Origin of the sequence: Pseudoalteromonas sp. GW168-MNA-CIBAN-0100 (assembly GCF_040309225.1) — a bacterium.
In the GTDB taxonomy this organism is placed as follows: Bacteria; Pseudomonadota; Gammaproteobacteria; order Enterobacterales; family Alteromonadaceae; genus Pseudoalteromonas; species Pseudoalteromonas arctica.
Genome location: NZ_JBEOOL010000903.1, coordinates 1 through 248, shown reverse-complemented (window position 1 = coordinate 248; position 248 = coordinate 1). Strand labels below are relative to the sequence as shown.

The window sequence follows — 248 nt, the reverse complement described above, 5'->3', positions numbered from 1 at the left end:
GGCAAAACTCATAGCTAGTTTCATCGCGTAAAAAACCAGCTTTACGTGCTGTAAGCTCTACTTGGTTAAAGTGCAGGCTTTGGCGCGCATCAACAAAAATTAAGATACGATCGGCACCCAACTTATTTGAGCGGTAATCACATGCGGCTAAATCTGTAGTTGCATATAAAAAGCCGCCACCCGATTTTTGTACAATAAATGCCGATGGTTCGCCATCTTTGTTTGCTAGTTCATCTAAAAATACAACC

General features: G+C 41.5%; 1 protein-coding gene. It reads right to left on the bottom strand.

Going from position 1 to position 248, the window contains the following annotated elements; translation table 11 throughout:
• A partial coding sequence (gene argS / locus AAEY62_RS23935; protein ID WP_350636962.1) for an arginine--tRNA ligase domain-containing protein occupies window positions 1-248 on the bottom strand: 248 nt, incomplete at both ends.